The organism is Chamaesiphon sp. VAR_48_metabat_403, assembly GCF_031422475.1.
GTDB lineage: Bacteria > Cyanobacteriota > Cyanobacteriia > Cyanobacteriales > Chamaesiphonaceae > Chamaesiphon.
This window is the reverse complement of record NZ_JANPLS010000227.1, coordinates 1-2333: the sequence shown is the minus strand read 5'-3', so window position 1 is coordinate 2333 and position 2333 is coordinate 1. Positions and strand designations below refer to the sequence as shown.

Sequence of the window (2333 nt, the reverse complement as noted above, 5' to 3'; positions counted from 1 at the left end):
ACGCAGAATAGATCCTGGCTGTCTGGGTATAAATCTCAAATCTACAATTCTCAGAACGCGCCAGTCTAATTCTATTTAACCCAAATTCAGAGAATTAACAGGCACATCATCCCAAGATGCTACCGTGCGAAGTCTGGCAATCCAACCCAGTTGGATTTGTTCGGGGGTAAGATTTTGCTGAAAAGATTCATGACAATCCCTGGCTAACTCTTCATTGCCAGAAGCAATGCAAGCATACATCAACCCACCCGGATCTAATTGTTCGTTTACCCAAATTGTTAGCATTAGCTTCGATTCCTGCGATATCGTATCGATCGAATTTTAATCAATTTCAGATGCAGTCGCAATCTGGGCTAGTTGCTCGGCACTCATTCGGCAAGTTTTCCAATCTGGCAATACCGTCGCCCCAAACCGCTGATAAAAGTCGATCGCATTTTGATTCCAGTCCAATACAGACCATTCTAGCCGCCCACAACCGCGATCGCGCGCAATTTTGGCTACCGCAGTCATTAACGCTTTTCCCACCCCTTGACGGCGATATTCGGGCAGCACGAACACATCTTCGAGGTGGAGTCCCGGCTGGGTGAGAAAGGTAGAGTAGGTCGGGAAAAATAGCGCAAAGCCGATCGTCGAGTCACCTAATTCCGCTACAATTGCTTCAGCTACAGGTCGATCGCCAAATAAATGCGATCGTAATAACTCAGTATTTCCAGTCACTTTATCTGTAAGCTGCTCGTAATCAGCTAATCCCAAAATCAGCTCAAAAATTTTATCGACATCTTTTTCTACAGCGGGACGAATGACTAGCATGATAATTTAGTGGGTGGTGGTATCTATGAAATTATTAATCGATCGCATTAAATCGCCAATCGGCACGATCTGTATCGTCTCAGATGGCAAGCATTTGTGCTCGCTAGATTTTGCTGACTACGAATCGCGGATGATGAAACTATTACACCAGCGATATCACTCCATCGAACCGATCGCAACTATCGATCCACAAGGATTTAGCAGTAAGATATCTGCTTATCTAGAGGGAGATTATACAAGTCTAAAAGATATTCCAGTTAAGGCTGGCGGTAGCGACTTTCAGCAGTTGGTTTGGCAAGGTTTACAGACGATCCCAGTAGGTACTACAGTATCTTATGGAGAACTGGCAACAAAATTAGGCAAACCCACGGCAGCTAGAGCGGTAGGGATGGCAAATTCACTCAATCCGATCGCGATCGTAATACCTTGTCATCGAGTCATCGGAGCTAAAGCAAAACTCACTGGCTATGCAGGTGGATTGGAGCGCAAACAATGGTTGCTCGAACATGAAGGAGTACCGATTCGATCTTCGAGAGTTTAATATCTCTGCTTAGTTGCCGCGCTGGTTTACTCGAAAGCGATACCACGATAAACTTGCTCGATCGGGAAACTTAGATTGATACTTCTGAGTTCAACAATATCACCAGCACGATATTGAGTAATAACCCATTCTCCTAGATCGTTTTTCCGATAAAGGTCAACAGATATTGACTTAGCACTAACCAGAACATATTCTTTTAAAACCGGATTACGGCGATATCGATAAAACTTTTCACTGCGGTCGTAAGCCTCGGTACTATCTGACAAAACTTCAACTATTAAGCATGGGTAAGATATATATTGAATATTAGTTTTATCTCGTTCGTCACAAGTCACACTAGTATCTGGGTAACTATAATCTGTAGTTTCTAAAATGTTAATCCTGACATCAGAATTACCAGTTATACAAGGACTATCATCTAAATGACTATCTAACATCGCAGTAATCTTAATACTGATTCGACCACGATTGATAGTCCCACCACTCATCGCATAAACTTGACCGTCAATCAACTCATGTCGCTCTAATTGTTGTTCCTCCCAAACAAAATATTCTTCGGGGGTGAATCGTAGAAAATTATCTTTTACAGCAATCATTGAATTTAGTCCTCAAAGTTATTAGATCTACTTACTCCCTTCCCGCCAGAAGAATATAGATCTCACCACGAGTCAGTTACTCATCAAGATATCTATTTTTGAACCGCAGAGGCGCAAAGAGCGCAGAGAATAAAGAATAGAGTCAATCTATAGCCTTAGAGCGGGAAGGGAGTAGTTATCGTGCTATTTATTTTCCGCTGTGTGCCTTTTTGTCGATCGCATAGATGCACCAGCGAAAAATGCCGCGCTAAATTACTGGATATGTCAAGAAAATCAATTTACTAAACCTCCCATCCTTGTTTTTCGATTAACTCGATCGATAGGTCGTTAATAGCCGCTAAATTAGGATGACGGGGTAAACTAGAACTGTCGTAAGCGCGATCGAG

The 2333-nt window shown here is 42.6% G+C and carries 4 protein-coding genes; 1 reads left to right on the top strand and 3 read right to left on the bottom strand.

The window, feature by feature from the left end; all coding sequences use genetic code 11:
- Positions 1–75 precede the first annotated feature (75 nt).
- Both RMO79_RS10680 and RMO79_RS10675 read right to left on the bottom strand, forming a co-directional pair.
- Positions 76–285 (bottom strand): glycogen debranching protein, encoded by a 210-nt coding sequence (locus RMO79_RS10680; protein WP_310483133.1) that lies wholly within the window; start codon positions 283–285, stop codon positions 76–78.
- Between the two features lie 36 nt (positions 286–321).
- Entirely contained in the window at positions 322–810 is a 489-nt protein-coding gene (locus RMO79_RS10675; protein WP_310483132.1) for a GNAT family N-acetyltransferase, read from the bottom strand.
- Positions 811–835: 25 nt separating this feature from the next.
- Here RMO79_RS10675 and RMO79_RS10670 point away from each other — a divergent pair, with 25 nt between their 5' ends.
- A complete protein-coding gene (locus RMO79_RS10670) occupies positions 836–1351 on the top strand; it encodes a methylated-DNA--[protein]-cysteine S-methyltransferase (protein ID WP_310483131.1) in 516 nt (171 codons plus the stop codon).
- 26 nt (positions 1352–1377) lie between these two features.
- Here the strand turns inward: RMO79_RS10670 and RMO79_RS10665 are convergent, their stop codons facing one another.
- Positions 1378–1947 (bottom strand): Uma2 family endonuclease, encoded by a 570-nt coding sequence (locus RMO79_RS10665; RefSeq protein ID WP_310483130.1) that lies wholly within the window; start codon positions 1945–1947, stop codon positions 1378–1380.
- Positions 1948–2333: the final 386 nt, after the last annotated feature.

Coding starts and splice junctions, on each gene's coding strand:
- RMO79_RS10675 (WP_310483132.1), bottom strand. CDS start 810: ATGCTAGTCATTCGTCCCGCTGTAGAAAAAGATGTCGATAAAATTTTT.
- RMO79_RS10665 (WP_310483130.1), bottom strand. CDS start 1,947: ATGATTGCTGTAAAAGATAATTTTCTACGATTCACCCCCGAAGAATAT.
- RMO79_RS10680 (WP_310483133.1), bottom strand. CDS start 285: ATGCTAACAATTTGGGTAAACGAACAATTAGATCCGGGTGGGTTGATG.
- RMO79_RS10670 (WP_310483131.1), top strand. CDS start 836: ATGAAATTATTAATCGATCGCATTAAATCGCCAATCGGCACGATCTGT.